Source organism: Nonomuraea sp. LPB2021202275-12-8 (assembly GCF_037044575.1).
In the GTDB taxonomy this organism is placed as follows: Bacteria; Actinomycetota; Actinomycetes; order Streptosporangiales; family Streptosporangiaceae; genus Nonomuraea.
Genome location: NZ_JBAHWD010000004.1, coordinates 447,992 through 466,674, shown reverse-complemented (window position 1 = coordinate 466,674; position 18,683 = coordinate 447,992). Strand labels below are relative to the sequence as shown.

Below are 18,683 nucleotides of genomic sequence, written 5' to 3'. Positions count from 1 at the left end.
GGGCGGCCTCCCGTGCGGGATCCGTGCTGCGTCCGTGCTGAGCACGGATGTGGGTCCGTACGACCGGCAGGCACCCTTCTCGGCATGGCGAACAAGTCGAGGAGGCGCAGATGAGCGCCACGCGCACCGTTCCATCCAGCACCGCACCGCCCCGCCCGGCGGGCGCCGACCGGCCACGGCTGTGGACGCGGGGGTTCGCGCTGGCCATCGTGGCCGGCTGCGGCTCGTCGATCAGCTTCTACCTGCTGTTCTCGGCCGTACCCCTGTACGCGGCGTCGGACGGCGGCGGCGTCGGCGCGGGACTCGCGACCGGCGCGATGATGCTCACCACCGTCGCCGCCGAGCTGGCCACGCCCCGGCTGCTGGCCAGGTACGGATACCGTCTCGTGTTCGCGGCGAGCCTGGTGCTGCTCGGCGTGCCGGCGCTGGCGCTGGCCGTCTGGGGCGGGATGGCGGCCGTCCTGGTCGCCTGCCTGGTGCGCGGTGTGGGGTTCGGGATCGCGGTGGTCCTCGGCGGGGTGCTGGTGGCCCTGGCCGTGCCGGAGGAACGGCGCGGGGAGGGGATCGGTGTCTATGGGGTCATCTGTGGGATACCGTCCCTCATCGCCTTGCCGCTGGGCGTATGGGTGGCCGACGCCGCCGGGTTCCCCCTGGTGTTCGCCGCAGGCGGGGTGGCCGCGCTGGCGGGGCTGGCGGCGGTACGAGGGCTGCCGGGCAGGCCGCCCGATCCCGAGCCGTCCATGGGAGTGGCGGCAGCCCTGCGCGGGGGCACACTGGTCAGGCCGTCCATCGTGTTCGCCGCCACGACCGTGGCGGCCGGGGTGGTGGCCACGTTCCTGCCGCTGGCGGTGGCCGGCGCGGCCTGGGCTCTGCTCGCTCAAAGTGCCACGACCACCGTGACCCGATGGTGGGCGGGGCGTCACGGCGACCGGCACGGGCACGCCCGCCTGCTGATGCCCGGCCTGCTGGTCTCGGCCGCCGGCATGATCGCGCTGGCCCTGGCATCCGGCCCGGCGGCGGTGGTCGCGGCCATGGTCCTGTTCGGGGCCGGCTTCGGGATCGTGCAGAACGCCAGCATGGCGGTCATGCTGACCGGCGTCCCCTCTTCCTCCTACGGCGCTGTCACCGCGCTGTGGAGCGTCGCCTACGACGCCGGGCTCGGCGCGGGCGCCCTGGCCTTCGGCGCCGTCGCCGTCCACACCGGCTATCCGGCGGGCTTCGGCCTCACCGGTCTCTTGATGCTGATTTCGCTCGTCACCCGTTTCGGAAAGGTCAGGAAATGAACAAGCTCGTGGTTTCGCAGTTCATCACCATGGACGGGGTCATCGAGAGCCCCGGCGGCGACGGCGACTTCGACCGCGGAGGGTGGGCCTTCCGGTTCGACCGCGGCGCGGAGGGCAACGCCGTCAAACTCGACGAGGTCCGCTCGGCAGGCGCGCTGCTGCTGGGGCGGCGCACGTACGAAGGGTTCGCGGCGGTCTGGCCGTCGATGAGGGACGACGTGGGCTTCGCGGACAAGATGAACACCATGCCCAAGTACGTGGTCTCCTCGTCGCTTGAGCGGCTCGGCTGGAACAACTCCTCCCTGGTCCGGGGCGACCTGGTCGAGGAGGTCGTGGAGCTGAAACGGCGGACCCGGGGAGACGTCCTGGTCAACGGAAGCGCGCAGCTCGTCCGGTCGCTGGCCGAGTCCGGCCTGGTCGACGAGTACCGGCTGATGCTCTACCCGATAGTGCTGGGCGCCGGCAAGCGGCTGTTCGGCGACACGGCCGAGGCGGCGGCCCTGCGGCTCGCCGAGGCTCGCCCGATGGGCCACGAAGGCGTCATCCTCCTCACCTACCAGCCCGCAGACGGGAAGTGACCGGCATGCTGAAAATCACTTCGGCCGATGGCACGGCCATCGCCTACGACCGTGTCGGCGAGGGACCTGTGGTCGTCCTGGTCGCCGGCGCCTTCTCCACCAGGACCGATCCGGTCATGACCGGGCTGGCGCAGGCGCTGGCGTCCCGTTTCACCGCGGTCTCCTACGACCGGCGGGGGCGCGGCGACAGCGGCGACACGCTGCCGTACGCGGCGCGGCGGGAGATCGAGGACCTGCGGGCGCTGGTCGAGGCGTTCGGGGAGCGGGTGATGGTGTTCGGCGGCTCGTCGGGGGGCGCTCTCGCCCTGGAGGCGGCCGCGGCGGGTGTGGACATCGCCAGGCTGGCGGTGTTCGAGCCGCCGTACGTGACCGACCCCGGGCGTCCGCCGCTGCCGAGCCACGCGGAGCTGGGCGCGCTGGTCGAGGCCGGCCGGCGCGGGGAGGCGGTCGAGCTGTTCATGACCAAGGGCGCCGACCTGCCCGCCGAGCTGGTCGGCGGCATGAAGGGACAGCCGTTCTGGGCTTCCATGGAGGCGGCGGCGCACACGCTCGCCTACGAGGCGGCCGTGGTCGGCCCCGGCCCGGTCCCCTCCCAGCGGCTGGCTGCCGTGTTCGCTCCCACGCTGGTGCTGGCCGGGGCGGAGAGCACGTCCCGGATGCTGGAGGCGGCACGGGCCGTGGCCGGCGCCCTGCCCGACGCCCGGCTGCGGGTCATGGAGGGGCAGGCGCACGGGCAGTTGGAGCCCGCCGTCCTGGCCGATGCCCTGGCCGGCTTCTTCCTCGTCTGACGGCCTGCCGGCCGTTCCGTTGGCGTCCCTTCTCCGGAAGGGGCGCCTTCCTCGTCCGTACGGGCGTCACGCGCATCCGAGTGCGGCGAGCTCCGCCCGGCCCTCCTCCGCCCGTCCGGGCAGGAGCAGCAGGGTGCAGGCCCGCTCGAAACGCGCTCCGACGCGCGCCCACTCCTCCACGGCGGCCTCCACATGGCCGCGGTCGCCGAGCAGCCGCCCGCGGGCCCGTGCCAGGCAGGCCGCCGCCCATGCGTTCTCCTCGGCCGCCGGCTCCGCCGCCTCCAGTCGCGCCGCCGCGTCCGGCAATCCCGCGACCACCGCCAGCTCAGCCCCCGCCGCCCGGGCGTAGGCACGGAAGAACAGGTTCGTGCCGTCGGAGAACAGGTGCTCGACCAGCGCCGCCGCGTCCCCCATCCGGCCCGCGTGGACCGCGACGCGCGCCTCGGCGAAGCCCGCCAGCGTGGAATGCCTGAACACCCCGCCGCCGATCTGCTCGACCCGGGCACGCCAGGTCCGGTGCCCGGGTTCGTCCCCGCGGACGCCGTGGACGAACGCGGGGACGACCACGAGCGGCACCATCATGCCGGTGATGGGCCTGCCCACCCGCTGCCATCCGTCCCACGCGGCGTTCGCGAGCCTCAGCGCCTCGTCGAAGTCCCCTCTGAGCGCCAGGGTGAGCACCAGGTTGTTGGCCGAGACGAAGTACTGGTCGGCGCCGGCCAGCTCGTCGGCCTCCGCCAGCCTGGCCAGCTCAAGCGCCTCGGGCAGGTCGCCCGTGACGATGGCGCACCGCGCAGCCATGTGCAGGGCGTCCATGATCTCCGGAGCGGCCGGCGGATCGGCACGTGACATCGACTCCAGCAGGGTCAGGCGTTCCCTGCTGACCCGCTGGGCCGCACGCAGCCGGCCGGCGGCGGACAGGCCGCTGATCAGGCAGTCGAGCGCGGAGCTGACCAGCACCGGGTCACCCGTCTCCCGCGCGGCCGCCACCGCCGCCCGCGCGAGGTCCACGTCCGCGCTGTACGGCTCCGCCGAGGCGATCCAGGCGTCGGCGGCGGCCAGCCAGGCGGCCACCACGGGATCGCGCGGGTCACCGGCTGCCCTGGCCTGCGCCACCAGCTCCAGCAGCCGCTCGTGCGGCATCTCGACGCCGTGCCAGCCGGGATTCCTGGCCGTGGTCACCGCGGCCGCGGCCAGCGACACCGCCATCAGGTCGCCGTCACCGGCGGCGTCCGCCCGCTCCGCCGCGGAGGTCAGCAGGTCGATGACCTGCCGGCCTCCGTCAGCCACCAGGTAGGTGCACGCCGCGGCGCTGTGCAGGTCGCGGCAGGCCTCCAGGGGGTCGGCGGCGTGCCTCGCGGCCTGCTTGAACGTCTCCAGCGACTCCACCAGGAACCGCCGGGCGTAACAGAGTCGCGCCAGGGACCGGGCCAGCCGGTGCTGCACCGCGCCCCTGCCTTCCGCGCCTGCCAGCGCGGCGCGCAGGTCGTCCACGACGGCGTCGAAGTCCTCCTGCCAGGCCCCGTCGCCCAGGCTCTCCAGGGCGGCCGCGGTCTCGGCCGCCCAGCGGAGATGGCGTTCCCGCACCGCCGGCAGCTCCCCGGAGTCGTGCAGCCGCTCGGCGGCGTAGTCGCGCACGGTCTCCAGCAACCGCCACCTGCCCTGCGCGAGCCTGATGACCAGGCTGTTGTCCACCAGCCGTCCGAGCACGTCCGCGGTGGCCGCGGCCGCCGCGTCGTGGTTCACGACCGTGGCCGCGTCCAGGTCGAAGCCGCCGGCGAAGACCGCCAGCCGGCGCAGCAGTGCCCGTTCCTCCTCGTCGAGCAGGTCGTGGCTCCAGCCGACCACGGCTCGCAGCGAGCGATGCCGCTCGGCCGCACCGCGCCCGCCCGTCAGCAGGCGGAGCCGGTCCTCCAGTGCCCGCAGCAGCCCGTCCGATCCCAGTGCGGCGCTGCGGGCGGCGGCCAGCTCGATGGCCAGCGGCATGCCGTCCAGCCGGGCGCAGATCTCCCTGACCACGGCCCGATCGGCGGCGAACCCGGGATCGGCCGCGGCCGCCCGGTCGATGAACAGCACGGTCGCGTCGCCGGCCAGCGGGAGCGGCTCGACGTGCACGATCCGTTCGCCGGGCAGGCCGAGCCGCGCGCGGCTGGTGGCCAGGATGCGGCTGCCCGGGCAGATGGACAGGATCCAGTCCGCGAGCCCGGCCGCCTCGTCGAGCAGGTGCTCGCAGTTGTCCAGCACCAGCAGGGACCGCCCCTGGCCGAGCCGCTCGGCCAGCGCTTCCTTGAGCGGCTGCTGCGGGCCCTCCACCACGCCGAGCGCGGCGGCAACGGCCTGCGCCACGAACTCGGCGCGCACCGGTGCCAGGTCCACGAACGCCCCGCCGTACGGCAGGGCCGGCGCCGCCACCACGGCCAGCCTGGTCTTGCCGACGCCGCCCGGCCCCAGCAGGGTCACCAGCCGGGAGCCGCCGAACGCCTCCAGCACGGCCTCCCGTTCGGTGGCCCGCCCGACGAACGAGGTGCGCGCGGCGGGCAGGCCGGTCAGCCCGTCGGTGGAGAGCTCGGCGGCGGGCAGCGAGGCGAGTGCGGCCAGCGCCCGGCGGTCCGCCACGGCGTACTTGCGCAACAGCGACGAGACGTGGCTCTCGACCGTGCGTACCGAGATGTGCAGCCTGCTGGCGATCTGCGCGTTCGACAGGTGAGCGCCGACGGCGGCGAGCACCTCGGCCTCGCGCTCGGAGACTTCAACCGGCATCGCCCCATCATGGCGTACAGATCACCGCTCTCCCCGACAAATCAACCGCGGCAGCGTTGGTGCGACGCGCTCCGGACGCTGATGACCAAGCGGTCATCAAGGCCGTGGCGCCAGTAATGACCAGATGTACACTCAGCCGGTGGGCACAGAAGCCAGGAAGCACCGGCGCGATCCGGAGGCCAGCAGGGCCGCCATCCTCGAAGCCGCACGCGGCGCGTTCGCCGAGCGGGGCTACGCCCGCGCGACCATCCGGGAGATCGCACAGCGGGCCGGCGTCACCCACGGCCTGGTCATGCGGCACTTCTCGTCGAAAGAGAAGCTGTTCGTGGCCGCGATGCCCGGCGCGAGCGACTGGGCGAACCTGGCGCCGGGCACCCCCGAGACCCTGCCCGAACGCATCGCCCAGGCCTTCGTCGACCGCATGGAGCATGCCGACGGCAACGACCCCTTCATCGCGCTCATCCGCAGCGCCGCCTCCGACGAGCAGGCGGCGACCGAGCTCTACGTGGCGATGCGCGAGCGCAGCACCGAGTCCTACCGCGCGATCATCACCAGCCCGGACGCCGACGAACGCATCGACCTCCTCGGCGCACACCTGATCGGGGTCACCTTCAGCCGCTATGTCGTCAGAACCGGCGCGCTGGCCGAGATGACGCCCGAAGAGCTCGTCCGCCACCTGACGCGGACCCTGCGCGGCATCCTCTTCACCGACTCCTGACGGCGCCCGCTAGTCACCTGGCCTTTCCGCGCGGCCAGGCGCGTCCGCTCCCGTAGGGTGCCGCTCGGTGCGCAGGCGTACCGGGCCGAACAGGCCGGTGGTGCGCTGGCCGGGGAAGACGAAGTGGGTGGGGCTGATCTCGTCGAGGTACGGCCCCAGCGTGCCGAGGACGAGAATCTCGACGATGTTGTCGCCCTCGTCCAGCTGGACGTCGAAGATGTACGGCGAGCACACTCTGACGCCGCATGGCCGGCCGTTCACCGTCACCTCGGCCGTGCCCCTGACGCGGCCGAGGTCGAGCCGCCCCGGTCCGGCTCCGGCCGTGACGGCGGTGCGGTAGCGGACGCCACCGCTGTACCCGGCCAGGCCCTGTCCCTCCCAGTCGCCCAGCCGCATCCGGCCCGGACCGCAGGCGAATCGCACCGGCCCGGTGAACGCGGCTCCCGCCTGCGCGCCCGGCGCCGTGGCCGCGTGCAGTTCGGCGGTGCCGTGGCCAGGCCAGCGCACCTCGACGTGACCCGGGGCGTCGACCTCGATGCCGGTCGCGCCGGGGGGCGGGTCCAGGAGGAAGACCTCGGTGCGCGAGCCGGCGCCCGGCACCGCGAAGGTGGCGGGCAGCGCGGTCGGCCGGCCGTCGAGCCAGTCCGCCTCCGGCAGCGGATGGGGGCGGTGGCGCAGGTAGAGCGCGGCGGGGTCGCCGTGCTGGCGGCGCCGCACCGTGGGCCGGGGCGACCAGCCGGGGCCGGAGACGGCGAGCCCGTCCACCAGGACCCAGCCGTCGGACTCGATGCGGATCGTGTTGTCGCCCGCGCGCAGCAGGTGCGACACGTCGTAGCGCCGCACCCGCGGGATGTCCGCCTCGGCGTAGGGGTCGAAGCCGCCCTGCCTGCCCACCTCCGCACCGTTGACCAGCACCCGGCAGGACGCGGTCGAGGCCACCTGCAGCACCTCGGTCGGCTGGGCCGTGACGCGCACGGTGGTCTCCAGCGGCGTGCCGGCGATCCACTCGGGGCGGGCGGCGTCGGCGGGGTCGGCCACCAGGCAGGCGTAGGCCCGCAGGTCGAGCTCCTCGTCCGGCACCAGCAGCAGCTCCAGCAGGTGCTCGCCGGGCGGGACGGGCGTCCGCGTGACGGCGGCGTAGCCGGTGTCGTCGAGTGGCCGCCGCGTGCCGTCGAGCCACAGGGTCTTCGCCGCTCCGGCGCCCACGGCGAGCCAGGCGGGCGGGCCGGGCGGCACGGTGAGCAGGGTGCGGAAGCGGGCCTCGGCGCCCGCCGGGACCCGGCCGAACGCCAGGAACTCCGTCGGCACGTGCCCCTTGGGGCCGAGCGTGTCCCGGTGGACGGGGTCCTTGCGCACTCCCCGGGAGGCGGACCACACCGAGGGGGTCCACGGGCCGTCGGCGACCCGCTGTTCCCCTCGCGGTCCGAAGGTGACGCTCACCGGCTCGCCGTCCGAGGTGCGCATGGTCCAGCGTTCGACGCTCGCGCCGCCCCCGAAGTCGTGCCAGGTGTCGTCCAGGGTGGGGACGAGCTCGACGTCCCATTCGTCCCCGAGGTCGGCCTCGACCGGGTATGCGGGCAGCGCCGGCGCGGGCTCGGCCACCGTGCCGTCGAACACCAGCAGCGCGGCCGGCCCGTCGTCGAACGGCACCACCACCTCCACGGTGTCCCCGTCGCGCGTGTGCGGCAGCGGTCGTGGCTCGCCCCCGTCGAAGAGGCGGGCCAGCATCGGCGTGCCCGAGACGCCCCTGACGGTGATCCGCATGTCGCGGGCGTACCTGGCGGGGTCGAAGTCGACGGCGGCGTCGAGCCAGCCGAGGTCCACGCCGCGCTCGTCGGGCCGCCCCACGCTGATCCTGCTGGCCATGGGGAAGGCGGCGGTCAGGAACACCAGCGTGCTCTCCCCGACCTCGCGCACCAGCGCGGGCACCGGCGCCTCGACCCGCCGGGGCAGCCCGGCCAGTGCCTCGCCCAGACCGGCGGCGGTCGCCGCGTAGCGGGCGTCGCCCGCCTCGAAACGGGCCCGCAGCGACGGCGAGTCCGGGAGCGCGCCGACGGCGACGAGCAGCCCGCCGGCGGCGGCGAACTCGTCGAGCCTGGCGGCCACGTCCTCGTCGACGACCGTGACGGCGGGCAGGATGACGGCGCGATAGGCCTCGCTGGACACCGACAGCCGCCCGTCCGCGACGACCGACCGGCGGATCGAGTCGTCGTCGACGACGTCGGCGTCGAGGCAGAGCCGGTCGAGCTCGCCGGGCCTGGTGGCGAACCAGGCCATGTCGCCCACGATCTCGCGATAGACCTCCTGGGCCCGCGCGGCGTCCGCGTCCACGTCCTCCAGCCCGGTGCCCGCCTGGGCGGTGGCGGTGGGCAGCAGGACCGCGACGTCGCAGGCGTGGCGGCCCTGGGACAGGACGGCGCACAGCCGGGTGACGGCGTCGGCGAAGACGCGGTGGTGCCGCCAGTACGGCTGGCGCCAGTCGGTGGACGGCGGCGCCCACTCCCACCAGCCGCGTTTGGTGGTGTAGTACACCGCGTGCGGGTTGTAGAGATTGGCGCCGGCCCGCAGCCAGGGCAGTAGCCAGTCGAAGGTCTCCTCCAGGGTGCCGCCCCAGCCGCTGGAGTGGAACGCCTCGATCCACGTGCGCGGCCGGCCGTACAGGTGGGCGAGGGAGGCGTGCAGGCGGGCGTCGCCGTGGTGGTCGGAGCCGGGCGCGCTGAACCAGCGGTGCGTGCCCGCGTAGTCGGCGTACAGCTGCACGCCCTCCACCGGGTGCCCCGCGCGGGCGGGGTCCTGCTGGTCGCAGCCGTTCAGCAGGCCGTGGCGCTCGTGCCAGCGCGCGAGGGGGCGGAAGAACGCCTCTTCGGCCAGCTCGGCGCGGGTGCGCTGGTACGCCTGCCAGTCGGGGTCCTCGATCCTGAACGCCTTGCCGCGGCGGGCCAGGTGCTCCTCGGCGAAGCGGGCCGACCAGGTGGGCAAGGTCGGCAGCTCGTCCTGGAACGACCCGACGATGACCCGGCCGAACCAGTGCCCCACCCGCCGCTCGAACTCTCCGTGGACCCGGTCGAGCAGCACCGCGCACGCCTCGGGCGACAGATAGTCGAAACCGCGTGGCGAGACGGAGCCGTCGGCGGCCAGCCACTGGCCGGCGAACTCCGGGCGCTCCACCACGAGGCGCGCCTGCAGGTCCGCGCCGGAGAAGCCGAACTGGTCGTAGAACCACAGGTACGCGCCCAGCTCGAACGCGTCGGCGCACACCCCGTCGAGCAGCTCCCACCACGCATCCGACAGGAACGGCGGGTCGTCGGCGTCGGCGCCGAACGTGGGCCCCGAGGGCGCGAGGTTCAGGATGACGAGGTTGCGCACTCCCCCTGCGACCAGGCGCTCCATCTGCCAGCGCAGCCGGTCCCTGCGCAGCGGCTCACCGCTCCACCACCAGATGGCCGCCGGGGAGAACTCCGGGGGCGGCTCACGGAGCAGGTCGAAGACGTTCATCCTTTGAGACCGCTCGAGAAGCCCTTGATGACGTAACGCTGCAGCACCAGGAAGACCAGCACGATCGGCAGCGCGCCGAGCACCAGGCCCGCGAAGACGAGGCCGTGCTGGGAGACGTACTGGCCGACGTAGGCGAAGACGCTGACCGGGACCGTCTCGAAGCCGGAGCCGCCGAGGTAGATCAGCGGGGTGAAGAAGTCGTTCCAGATGAAGACGGCGTTGAGGATCAGCACCGTGCCGGTGATGGGCCGCAACAGCGGGAAGACGACGCGGGTGAACGCCACCAGGTGGGAGGCGCCGTCGATCTGGGCGGCGCTGGCGTACTCGCGGGGCAGCGCCCGGATGAACCCGGTGTAGAGGAAGACGGTGAACGGGAGCTGGATGCCGGTGTAGAAGAGGATCATCCCGGCGTGCGTGCCGATCAGCCCGAGGTCGGTCACCAGCTGGTAGAGGGGGATCATGCCGAGCTGGAACGGCAGCACGATGCCCAGCAGGAACAGGATGTACAGGCCGTAGCCGAGGCCGCTCTTCACGCGGGCCAGGAAGTAGGAGGCGAACGAGCCGAGGGCGATGAGCGCGACCAGGCTGACCACGGTGATCACCGTGCTGTTCATCAGGGACGGGCCGAGCGCCGCCGCCGACCAGGCGCTGGCGAAGTTGTCGAAGGTGGGCGGGCTCGGCAGGGCCAGGGGGGACTGGGAGATCTGCGCGGGGTCCTTCAGCGACAACGAGATCAGGGTGTAGACGGGGAACATGAAGGCCACCGCCACCGCGATCATGACGATTTCCAGCAGGTAGGTCCTTTTCACGCGGTCACCTCACGGCTGCGCAGGTAGTAGACCTGGACGAGGGAGACGGCGGCCACGAACAGGGCCAGCACCAGGGCGATCGCGGTGCTGTAGCCGTACTTGCCGAACACGAACGCCTGCTTGTAGAGCACCGTGGACAACGTCTCCGTGGCGTAGCCGGGGCCGCCGTTCGTGGCGGCGAAGACCTGGTCGAAGAGCTTGAGCCCGCCGATCGTGGACAGCATCAGGTTGATCGTCACGGCCGGGGCGAGCAGTGGCCAGGTGACGTAGCGGAAGCGCTGCCAGGTGCCCGCCCCGTCGATCATGGCGGCCTCGTGCAGCTCCTTGGGCACCCCTTCCAGGCCGGCCAGGAAGATGACCATGGAGTATCCGGCGTGCTGCCACACGACCATGCCGGCGATCGACCACAGCGCCACCGACGGGTCTCCCAGCCAGTCCACCTCCAGGCCGAGCAGGCCGTTCAGGCCGGAGGCCGGGTCGGGGTTGTAGAGGTACTTCCACAGGAACGCCACCATGACGGGGCTGACCACGACGGGCGCGAAGAAGATCACGCGCAGCAGCGCCCTGCTCTTCAGCTTCACGTGCACCCCGAGCGCCAGCAGCAGCCCGACGCCGTTCTGCACGACCACGATGGCCACGGTGAGCAGCAACGTGTTGCCGATCGAGCCCATGGCCTGCTCGTCGCCCAGCAGGGTGCCGAAGTTGGTCAGGCCGGTGAAGGACTTGTCCTCGCCGATCCCGCTCCAGTCGGTGAAGGCGTAGATCATGCCGCTGACGGCGGGGTAGAGCACCACCAGCGCGTACACCACGAGGGCGGGGACGGCGAACAGCCAGGGCGGGGTGTCCGCGCCGACACGCCGCCCCGCCGCCCGGGCCCGGGTCCGGATAGCAGTCAGGGGGGTCACTTCTTGTAGGCCTCGTCCATCTTCTTCAGCGCGTCGTCGATCGTGGAGTCGCCCGCGAGCAGTTCCTGGATCACCGCGAAGTGCACCGGCTGGACCTCGGCGTTGGGCCAGCGCTGGTCCATGAACGGCACCGCCCGGTCCTTGGTGAACGGCAGGAACGACTGGACGGCGGAGTCGACGGTGGAGGCGGCGTCCTGGGTGAGCGGGATGGCGGCGATGGCCTTGGCCCAGGCGTTGATGTTCTCCTGCTTGGCGAGGAAGTCGATGAACGCCTTGGCCTCCTCGACGTTCTTGCCCCTGGCTGCGGCGCCGAGGCCGACCACGACGCCGGCCGGGATCCACACGGAGGCGGCGTCGTCGGCGCCGGGCACGGGGAACATCGACAGGTCGTCCGGCGAGGAGGCCGCCTTGCGGAAGTCCGGCAGCACGGCCGACACCTGGATGGCCATGGCGGCCTTCCCGGTGGCCACCATCGACGTCTGCTGCTCGAAGGTGGTGCCGTTGGGCTTGTCGTTGAAGAAGCCGCGCTTCTGCAGCTCCAGGTACATCTCCATGGCCTGGCGCCAGCCGGAGTCGGCGAAGCTCGTCTGGCCGGCGAGCTGCTTGTCGTCGAAGGTGGGGTCCTTGGCGTACACGGTGGAGGGCACGAGCGCGTACGTGATGAGCTGGGTGACCCACGGCGTCTGGGCGCCCAGCGCGATCGGCACCACGCCGGCCTTCTTGAGCTTGTCGCAGACGGCGAGGAACTCGCTCCACGTGGTCGGCGGCGCCTCGATGCCCGCCTTCTCGAAGGCCTTCTTGTTGTAGACCGCGCCGATGACCGACGAGCCGGCCGAATACAGGTACGTCTTGCCGTCGACCTGGAAGGCCGGCTTGAAGCCCGTGGGGATGGTCTGGGTCCACGGCTGCGCCGAGAGGTCGGCCAGCAGCCCGGCCTCGGCGATCTGGGACATCGACATCGCGCTGCCGCTGCCCGGGTACACGACGTGCAGGTCGGGGGCGTTGCCGGCGCCCAGCTGGGTGCGGATGGAGGTCTGCACCTGGTCGGTGGGGGCGAAGGAGGTCGTGAGCCGTACCGTCGGCTTGACCTTCTGGTACGCGGCCACCATCTCGTCCATCGGCGTCTTCTGGTCGGCCACGCCGATGAACTTCAGGTCGGTCGTGGCCGCGCCGCCCCCGGTGGTGGCCGTGGTCTCGGGCCGGGTCGAGCAGGCGGTGGCGGCGGCAGCCACGGCCAGGCCGCCCATCAGGCGCAGGAACTGGCCACGGCTCACTCTGGCGTTGTGCAGCAGGTCGGTCATGCTAGGTCTCCTCGGTCGTGCGGAAGGTGTGGTCCCCCGAGAGAACGCGGTGGGTCTGCCCGTCGGGGAGGTGGATGGTGGCGGTGGCGCCGGGTGGAACGGTGACGGAGAGCCGGAAGTCGCCTTCGGCTCGCTGCCACGACACGGCGACCCTGCCGCGTGCCGACTCGTAGGTGGCCCGCGCCCAGACGAGGTCGCCCGGCTGCGGGCGGATCACCAGCTCGCGGAAGGCCACCGAGTCAGGTGCCTGCGCGATGCCGGCCACGCCGCCGTAGAGCCACTCGCCGATGGAGCCGAAGGCGTAGTGGTTGAAGGAGTTCATGGACGGCGCGCCCGCTCCGTCCCAGCGCTCCCAGATCGTGGTGGCGCCGTGCCGGACCTGGTAGAGCCAGGACGGCGGGTCGGTACGGCGGAGCAGCGCGTGCGCCAGATCGGCCCGGCCGTGCGCGGACAGGACGGGACAGAGCAGGTTCACGCCGAGGAACCCGGTCTGCGGACCGTGCTCCTCGACCAGTTCGGCGAGGCGCCGGGCGGCGGGCTCCTCCCACTCGCCGGGCAGCAGGCCGAAGGCGAGAGCGAGCAGGTAGCCGGTCTGGGTGTCTCCCGCGAGCCTGCCCGGCGCCAATGCGAACGTTTTAATGAATGCCGTGCGGATGTCGTCGGCGAGCGCGCGAAGGCGCTCCGCGTCGGCGGTGCGGCCGGTCACGAGGGCGGCCCGGGCGGTCAGGTCGGCGCTGCGGTGGAAGAAGGCCGTGGCGAGCAGGTCGCGCGGGGTCGCCGCGCCGGGCGCCAGCCAGTCGGCGAAGTGCGGGCCGGTCTTGGCACGCCAGATGAGGTCCGGGTTGTGCCGTCGCACGAACTCCACCCATCCGGCCATCGAGTCGACGTCGAGGAAGCGTTCGTCGCCGTAGACGCGGTAGAGGTGCCAGGGGATCAGCACGCCGGCGTCCGCCCAGCCGGGCGCGCCCTCGTCGGCCACGCCGCTGATCCTGGGTGCGACGTTGGGGAAGCCGCCCTCCGGGCGCTGCGCGTCGCGCACGTCGCGCAGCCACTTGGCGAAGAACGCGGCCACGTCGGCGTTGAAGCACGCCGTCGGCAGGAACACCTGGGCGTCCGCCAGCCAGCCGAGGCGCTCGTCACGCTGCGGGCAGTCGGTCGGGACGCTGACGAAGTTGCCCCGCTGCCCCCATTCGATGTTGCGCTGGAGCTGGTTGATCTCCGGGTCCGAGCATTCGAACGTGCCCGCCTGGGGCGTGTCGCTGTGCAGGACCACGGCCTGGACCTCGCCGAGATCCTCGATCCCGGTCATCTCCGCGTAGCGGAACCCGTGGTAGGTGAAGGCCGGTTCGAACACGACGGCCTGCCCGGCGCTGATGAGCACGTCGGTGGCGTCGGCCGTGCGCAGGTTGGCGACGTCGAGCCCGCCCTCCGCGTCGAGCGTCTCCGCGTGCCTGATGGTCACGCGCGTGCCCGGCGCCGACTCCGGCACGGCTACCCGCACCCGCCCCGCCAGGTTCTGGCCGAAGTCCACCAGGTGGGTGAGGGGACCGGTGCGGGTCACGGAGAGGGGGGCCAGTTCGCGTACCGCCCTGACCGGCTCGTCCGGGGAGGGGACCAGCGGGGCGTGGTCGTGCCCGGTCACGACGGCCGGCTGCCAGGAGGAGTCGTCGAAGCCCGGCAGCTCCCAGCCCGGGGTGGCCGCCCGTTCGTCGTGGCACTCGCCCTTGAGCAGGTCGGCGTAGCGCACGTGGCCGCGCTCGGTGCGCCAGGCGCCGTCGGTGACCACGACCTGCGTCGATCCGTCCACGTAGTCGAGGTGCAGCTCGGCGATGAGCTCGGGGAAACGGCCGTAGTGGGAGCCGGGCCGACGGGGGTCGAATCCGACGAATCCGCTCCACCAGCCGTCCGCGAGCGTGACGGCCAGGACGTTCTCCCCGTCGGCGAGGAGATCCGTCACGTCGTACGTCTGATACGGGATGCGCCGGCTGTAGTCGGTCCAGCCGGGCGCCAGCTGGGCGTCGCCCGCGCGGTGCCCGTTGAGCCGGGCCTCGTAGAGCCCCTTCGCGCTGATGTACAGCCGGGCCGCGGCCACCGCCGGGCGGGCCTGGAAGGCTCGGCGGAGCTGGGGGCAGGGCAGCAGTCCGTGGTCGCGCAGCGCCAGGTCGCCTTCGGTGGGCGGGTCGACGTACTCGACCGCGTCGGGGTCGGCGGCGATCCAGCCTGCCGTCCACCGGTCGGCGCCGCTCTCGAACCAGGAGCGGGTGGTGCTCGACGTCCCGTCCGCCGCCCAGAGCGTGACCGCCCACTCGTACCTGGTGCGGGCGCGCAGCGGCGGGCCCGCGTATCTGACCTGGATCGCGGCGGGATCTTCCAGACGGCCGCTCGACCACAGGCCGTCAACCTCGACGACGCACCCCACCGGATCTTCACCGGCCAGGCGCCAGGACAGCAACGGCGCCCCGTCCACACCTAGCGGAGTCGTGCGGTGATCGCTGCGTAGGCCGTACGCTCGGAGGGAACCCACGGCCCCACCTCCATGCAAAGAGTTTGTTAACTTAACAGTCGAATTTGTTAAAACTGATGGATGTGGGGAGAGTACGAGCCGCCCAAGATGGGTGTCAAGAGTACGATCCGCAGCCGTCCGAGCAGGGTGGAGACTCAGGTGACTTCGCGGCCGCACACCTCTGGCAGATCGGCACGCTGGCACGACATGGCCGAGCAGATCGTCCGCCAGGGCTCCGCCTCTGTGACCGAGCTCGCCGAGAGCTTCGGCGTGAGCGTGATGACCGTCCACCGCGACCTCGACGAGCTGGAGCGCCAGGGCATGGTGCGCAAGGTCCGCGGCGGCGCCACGGCCCAGGCCAGCAACGTGTGGGAGAGCAACATCGCCTACCGGCTCAAGGCCCACACGGCGGAGAAGGACGCGATCGCGCGCGTGGTGACGCAGCTGATCGAGCCGGGCAGCTCGGTCATGCTCGACGACTCGACGACGGCGCTCGCCGTGGCCCGCCAGCTCGGCGAGCTTACGCCGCTGACCGTGGTGACGAACTTCCTGGAGGCGATCAGGCTGCTGGCCGGCCACCCCGAGATCAGGCTCATCGCACTCGGCGGCGAATATCACGCCACGCATGATTCCTTTCTCGGCCTCGGCTGTGTGGACGCGATCGAGGCGGTGAGCACGGACGTGGTCGTGGTCTCCACCTCGGCCATCTCCGAGAAGTACGCCTTCCACCAGGAGCAGGAGATCGTCCTGGTGAAGCGGGCGATGCTGGGCGCGGCCGCCCGGCGCATCCTGGCGGTGGACGGCTCCAAGCTGGCCCGGGTGGCGCTGCACCGGGTGGCGCCGCTTGACGACTTCGACGTCGTCGTGGTCGACGCGAACGCTCCCGCCGATCTGCTCCAGCGGCTCCGCGACCATCACGCGCACGTCCAGGTGGCCCAGATTTAACAGTGACGGATGTTATTTGTAACTTAGATCTTGTTAAGAGTCTGGCTGCTTGCTACAAAGTGAGGGCTTTCGCCCCCCACCTGAGGAAGCAGCATGCATCCCCCCTCGCGGCGTTCTTTCCTCGCGCTCGGCGGCTCCGCGCTCGCCCTCGCTTTCACCACCAACCTGGCCGACCCCTGGACCGCCCAAGCCGGCGTGAAGGGCGACTACCCCTTCCGGCTCGGTGTCGCCTCCGGCGACCCGCTGTCCGACCGGGTGATCCTCTGGACGCGGCTGGCGGTCGATCCGCTGGAGCCGCTCGGCGGGCTGCCGTTCAACAAGATCAAGGTCGACTGGGAGATCGCGGAGGACGAGGCGTTCACCCGGCGCGCCCGGCACGGCTCGGCCTGGGCCGCCCCCGAGTACGGCCACTCCGTCCACATCGACGCCAAGGGCCTGAAGGCGGGCCGCGAGTACTTCTACCGTTTCCGCACCGGCGGTGAGATCAGCCCGGTCGGCCGCACCAAGACCGCCCCCGCCCCGGGCAGCAGCCCCGAGGCGTTACGGCTCGCCTTCGCCTCGTGCGCGTCGTGGCAGGACGGCTACTACAGCGCCTACCGCCACCTCGCCGAGGAGGAGCCCGACGTGGTCTTCCACCTCGGCGACTACATCTACGAGTACGGCATCGTTCCGACGGGCGGAAACCGTCAGACGCCCGTGCCGGAGCAGTTCCGGGTGCAGTGCGACACCCTCGACCGCTACCGCGTCCAGTACGGCCTCTACAAGAGCGACCCCGACCTGCAGGCCGCGCACCAGCGGGCGCCGTGGATCGTCACCTGGGACGACCACGAGGTGCTGGACAACTGGGCGGGTCCCTACGGTCCCGGCGGCGAGGTGACCGAGCAGGACTACATGGTGATCCGCGCCAACGCCTTCCGCGCCTTCTGGGAGAACATGCCCATCCGGGTGCCCGCCGTGCAGGGGCCGGACGCGCGGATCTACCGCAGGTTCACCTTCGGCGACCTGGCCGAGTTCAGCGTGCTCGACACCCGGCAGTACCGCGACGACCAGGTCTGCGGCGACGGGCAGCAGGTGAACTGCGCCGACCGCCTCGACCCCGCCCGGCAGATGCTCGGCGCCGAGCAGGAGAAGTGGCTGCTCGACGGCCTGGGCGCCTCCCACGCCAAGTGGAACGTGCTGGCCCAGCAGATCGCCATGATCCAGCTCGACTACGACCCCGGCCCCGCCCAGCGGCTCAGCATGGACCTCTGGGACGGCTACAAGGGCGCCAAGGATCGCCTGATCAACGGCATGATCGAGCGCCAGGTGAGCAACCCCGTGGTGCTCACCGGCGACATCCACTACAACCTGGCGGGCGAGCTCAAGGCGAACTTCGACGACCCCGCCTCGCGCACCGTGGGCGTGGAGCTGGTCGGCACGTCCATCAGCAGCGGCGGCAACGGCAACCCGAACACCGGCCTGCCGCCCGGCGGCAGCGACCCGGCCAACCCGCACCTGAAGTTCTCCAGCTACCAGCGCGGCTACGTCTCGTGCGAGGTCACCCGCAACCAGTGGCGAGCCGACTTCAAGGTCGTCCCCTACGTGGACCGGCCCGGCGCCCCGGTCTCCACCAGGGCGAGCATGGTCACCCTCGACGGCGACCCCGGACTGCACGCGCTCTAGGAAGGAACGATCATGCGTCACCTCACCGCCGCGCTGGCCGTCGTCGCCACCGCCACACTCACCGCCGCCGCCTGGAGCCCGACGCCCGAACCCCCGCAATCGGTGTCGGTCAAGGTCAAGCCGGGCACCTCCAAGGGCACCGGCACCCTCACCCCGACAGCGGGCGCCGAGCGGCTCATCGCACCACTCGCCGTGGACCCCGCGTGCCCCGCCAAGATCCAGATCGGCATGCGGAGCGACGCCAAGAAGGCCCAGTACGCCACCATGTCGGTGGAGCTCGACCAGCCGCTCAGCGCCTCCCGCTCGATGTTGTCCAGCTACCTGCCGCCCGGCTACGAGGTCCGCGCGAAACTGCTGGTCGCGGTGCCACCGGACACCGAGAAGGGCGTGTACTCCCTGCGCCTGCGGACCTCGGCCAAGACGTTGTCCGTGCCGGTCGAGGTGGTCGACGTGGACCAGCTCGACAACGGCGGCAACCTCGCGCTCCGGCGCCCCGTCACCGCCTCCTCCCAGCACCTCAACGCCAACTACCCGCCCTGCAGCATCGCCGACGGCGACCGCTCGTCCAACGGCTGGGCCGGCGGCAACGGCTGGAACGACGCCACCAGCAGGACCTGGCCGGACACCGTGGCCATCGCGCTGGGCGGGGCCAAGCAGATCTCGCGGGTGGACCTGTACACGATCGACACCGAACGCTATCCCGCCGCGATGCACGGGCTGCGCGACTGGGACGTCCAGGCCCAAGTGGGCGGCCAGTGGCAGACGGTCGCGCAGGTGCGCGGCAACACCGCGGGCAACGCCCGGTCGGACTTCGCGCCCGTCAGCGCGGACGCGGTCCGCATCGTCGCCCTGGCCTCGAACGGCGCCAACGACTACACCCGCATCATCGAGGTCGAGGCCCGTTGACCGAGCGGCCCACGCACGTCCGGCCCGAGC

The 18,683-nt window shown here is 72.1% G+C and carries 13 protein-coding genes; 7 read left to right on the top strand and 6 right to left on the bottom strand.

The window, feature by feature from the left end:
• Positions 1–110: 110 nt before the first annotated feature.
• From V5E28_RS10750 to V5E28_RS10740, 3 genes are read left to right on the top strand one after another with little or no spacing between them, the layout of a single operon-like run.
• The gene (locus V5E28_RS10750; protein WP_336206370.1) at positions 111–1,283 is read left to right on the top strand and encodes an MFS transporter; all 1,173 of its coding nucleotides are present in this window, start codon (positions 111–113) and stop codon (positions 1,281–1,283) included.
• Positions 1,280–1,861, top strand: coding sequence for a dihydrofolate reductase family protein (locus V5E28_RS10745; RefSeq protein WP_336206369.1), 582 nt, complete (start codon positions 1,280–1,282; stop codon positions 1,859–1,861). The genes V5E28_RS10750 and V5E28_RS10745 overlap by 4 nt, the downstream gene beginning before the upstream one ends.
• 5 nt (positions 1,862–1,866) lie before the next feature.
• A complete protein-coding gene (locus V5E28_RS10740) occupies positions 1,867–2,649 on the top strand; it encodes an alpha/beta fold hydrolase (RefSeq protein WP_336206367.1) in 783 nt (260 codons plus the stop codon).
• Between the two features lie 66 nt (positions 2,650–2,715).
• Here the strand turns inward: V5E28_RS10740 and V5E28_RS10735 are convergent, their stop codons facing one another.
• On the bottom strand, positions 2,716–5,409 hold the full coding sequence (locus tag V5E28_RS10735) for an ATP-binding protein (protein WP_336206365.1): 2,694 nt from the start codon (positions 5,407–5,409) through the stop codon (positions 2,716–2,718).
• A gap of 139 nt (positions 5,410–5,548) precedes the next feature.
• On the opposite strand from V5E28_RS10735, the gene V5E28_RS10730 reads away from it, so the two are divergent.
• The gene (locus V5E28_RS10730; RefSeq protein ID WP_336206364.1) at positions 5,549–6,127 is read left to right on the top strand and encodes a TetR/AcrR family transcriptional regulator; all 579 of its coding nucleotides are present in this window, start codon (positions 5,549–5,551) and stop codon (positions 6,125–6,127) included.
• A 9-nt stretch (positions 6,128–6,136) separates the two neighbouring features.
• On the opposite strand, the gene V5E28_RS10725 is transcribed toward V5E28_RS10730, so the two are convergent.
• From V5E28_RS10725 to V5E28_RS10705, 5 genes are read right to left on the bottom strand one after another with little or no spacing between them, the layout of a single operon-like run.
• Positions 6,137–9,622, bottom strand: coding sequence for a hypothetical protein (locus tag V5E28_RS10725; protein WP_336206363.1), 3,486 nt, complete (start codon positions 9,620–9,622; stop codon positions 6,137–6,139).
• Complete coding sequence (locus V5E28_RS10720; RefSeq protein WP_336206362.1) at positions 9,619–10,431, bottom strand: carbohydrate ABC transporter permease; 813 nt, start codon at positions 10,429–10,431, stop codon at positions 9,619–9,621. Before V5E28_RS10720 ends, V5E28_RS10725 begins: the two co-directional genes overlap by 4 nt.
• Complete coding sequence (locus V5E28_RS10715) at positions 10,428–11,336, bottom strand: carbohydrate ABC transporter permease (RefSeq protein ID WP_336206360.1); 909 nt, start codon at positions 11,334–11,336, stop codon at positions 10,428–10,430. Before V5E28_RS10715 ends, V5E28_RS10720 begins: the two co-directional genes overlap by 4 nt.
• On the bottom strand, positions 11,333–12,637 hold the full coding sequence (locus tag V5E28_RS10710) for an extracellular solute-binding protein (RefSeq protein ID WP_336206359.1): 1,305 nt from the start codon (positions 12,635–12,637) through the stop codon (positions 11,333–11,335). The genes V5E28_RS10715 and V5E28_RS10710 overlap by 4 nt, the downstream gene beginning before the upstream one ends.
• A gap of 1 nt (position 12,638) precedes the next feature.
• A complete protein-coding gene (locus V5E28_RS10705) occupies positions 12,639–15,161 on the bottom strand; it encodes an alpha-L-rhamnosidase (RefSeq protein ID WP_336206358.1) in 2,523 nt (840 codons plus the stop codon).
• A gap of 186 nt (positions 15,162–15,347) precedes the next feature.
• Between V5E28_RS10705 and V5E28_RS10700 the strand changes: the two genes are divergently transcribed.
• The 3 genes from V5E28_RS10700 to V5E28_RS10690 all read left to right on the top strand — a co-directional run bounded on the left by V5E28_RS10700 (position 15,348) and on the right by V5E28_RS10690 (position 18,653).
• Positions 15,348–16,085, top strand: coding sequence for a DeoR/GlpR family DNA-binding transcription regulator (locus V5E28_RS10700; protein ID WP_336206355.1), 738 nt, complete (start codon positions 15,348–15,350; stop codon positions 16,083–16,085).
• 93 nt (positions 16,086–16,178) lie between these two features.
• The gene (locus V5E28_RS10695) at positions 16,179–17,747 is read left to right on the top strand and encodes an alkaline phosphatase D family protein (protein WP_336206354.1); all 1,569 of its coding nucleotides are present in this window, start codon (positions 16,179–16,181) and stop codon (positions 17,745–17,747) included.
• Between the two features lie 12 nt (positions 17,748–17,759).
• Positions 17,760–18,653, top strand: coding sequence for a discoidin domain-containing protein (locus V5E28_RS10690; RefSeq protein WP_336206352.1), 894 nt, complete (start codon positions 17,760–17,762; stop codon positions 18,651–18,653).
• Positions 18,654–18,683: the final 30 nt, after the last annotated feature.

Bases quoted from the DNA above. Each gene is read 5' to 3' on its own strand.
- V5E28_RS10750 (WP_336206370.1), top strand. From the start codon at position 111: ATGAGCGCCACGCGCACCGTTCCATCCAGCACCGCACCGCCCCGCCCG.
- V5E28_RS10745 (WP_336206369.1), top strand. From the start codon at position 1,280: ATGAACAAGCTCGTGGTTTCGCAGTTCATCACCATGGACGGGGTCATC.
- V5E28_RS10740 (WP_336206367.1), top strand. From the start codon at position 1,867: ATGCTGAAAATCACTTCGGCCGATGGCACGGCCATCGCCTACGACCGT.
- V5E28_RS10735 (WP_336206365.1), bottom strand. From the start codon at position 5,409: ATGCCGGTTGAAGTCTCCGAGCGCGAGGCCGAGGTGCTCGCCGCCGTC.
- V5E28_RS10725 (WP_336206363.1), bottom strand. From the start codon at position 9,622: ATGAACGTCTTCGACCTGCTCCGTGAGCCGCCCCCGGAGTTCTCCCCG.
- V5E28_RS10710 (WP_336206359.1), bottom strand. From the start codon at position 12,637: ATGACCGACCTGCTGCACAACGCCAGAGTGAGCCGTGGCCAGTTCCTG.
- V5E28_RS10700 (WP_336206355.1), top strand. From the start codon at position 15,348: ATGGCCGAGCAGATCGTCCGCCAGGGCTCCGCCTCTGTGACCGAGCTC.
- V5E28_RS10695 (WP_336206354.1), top strand. From the start codon at position 16,179: ATGCATCCCCCCTCGCGGCGTTCTTTCCTCGCGCTCGGCGGCTCCGCG.
- V5E28_RS10690 (WP_336206352.1), top strand. From the start codon at position 17,760: ATGCGTCACCTCACCGCCGCGCTGGCCGTCGTCGCCACCGCCACACTC.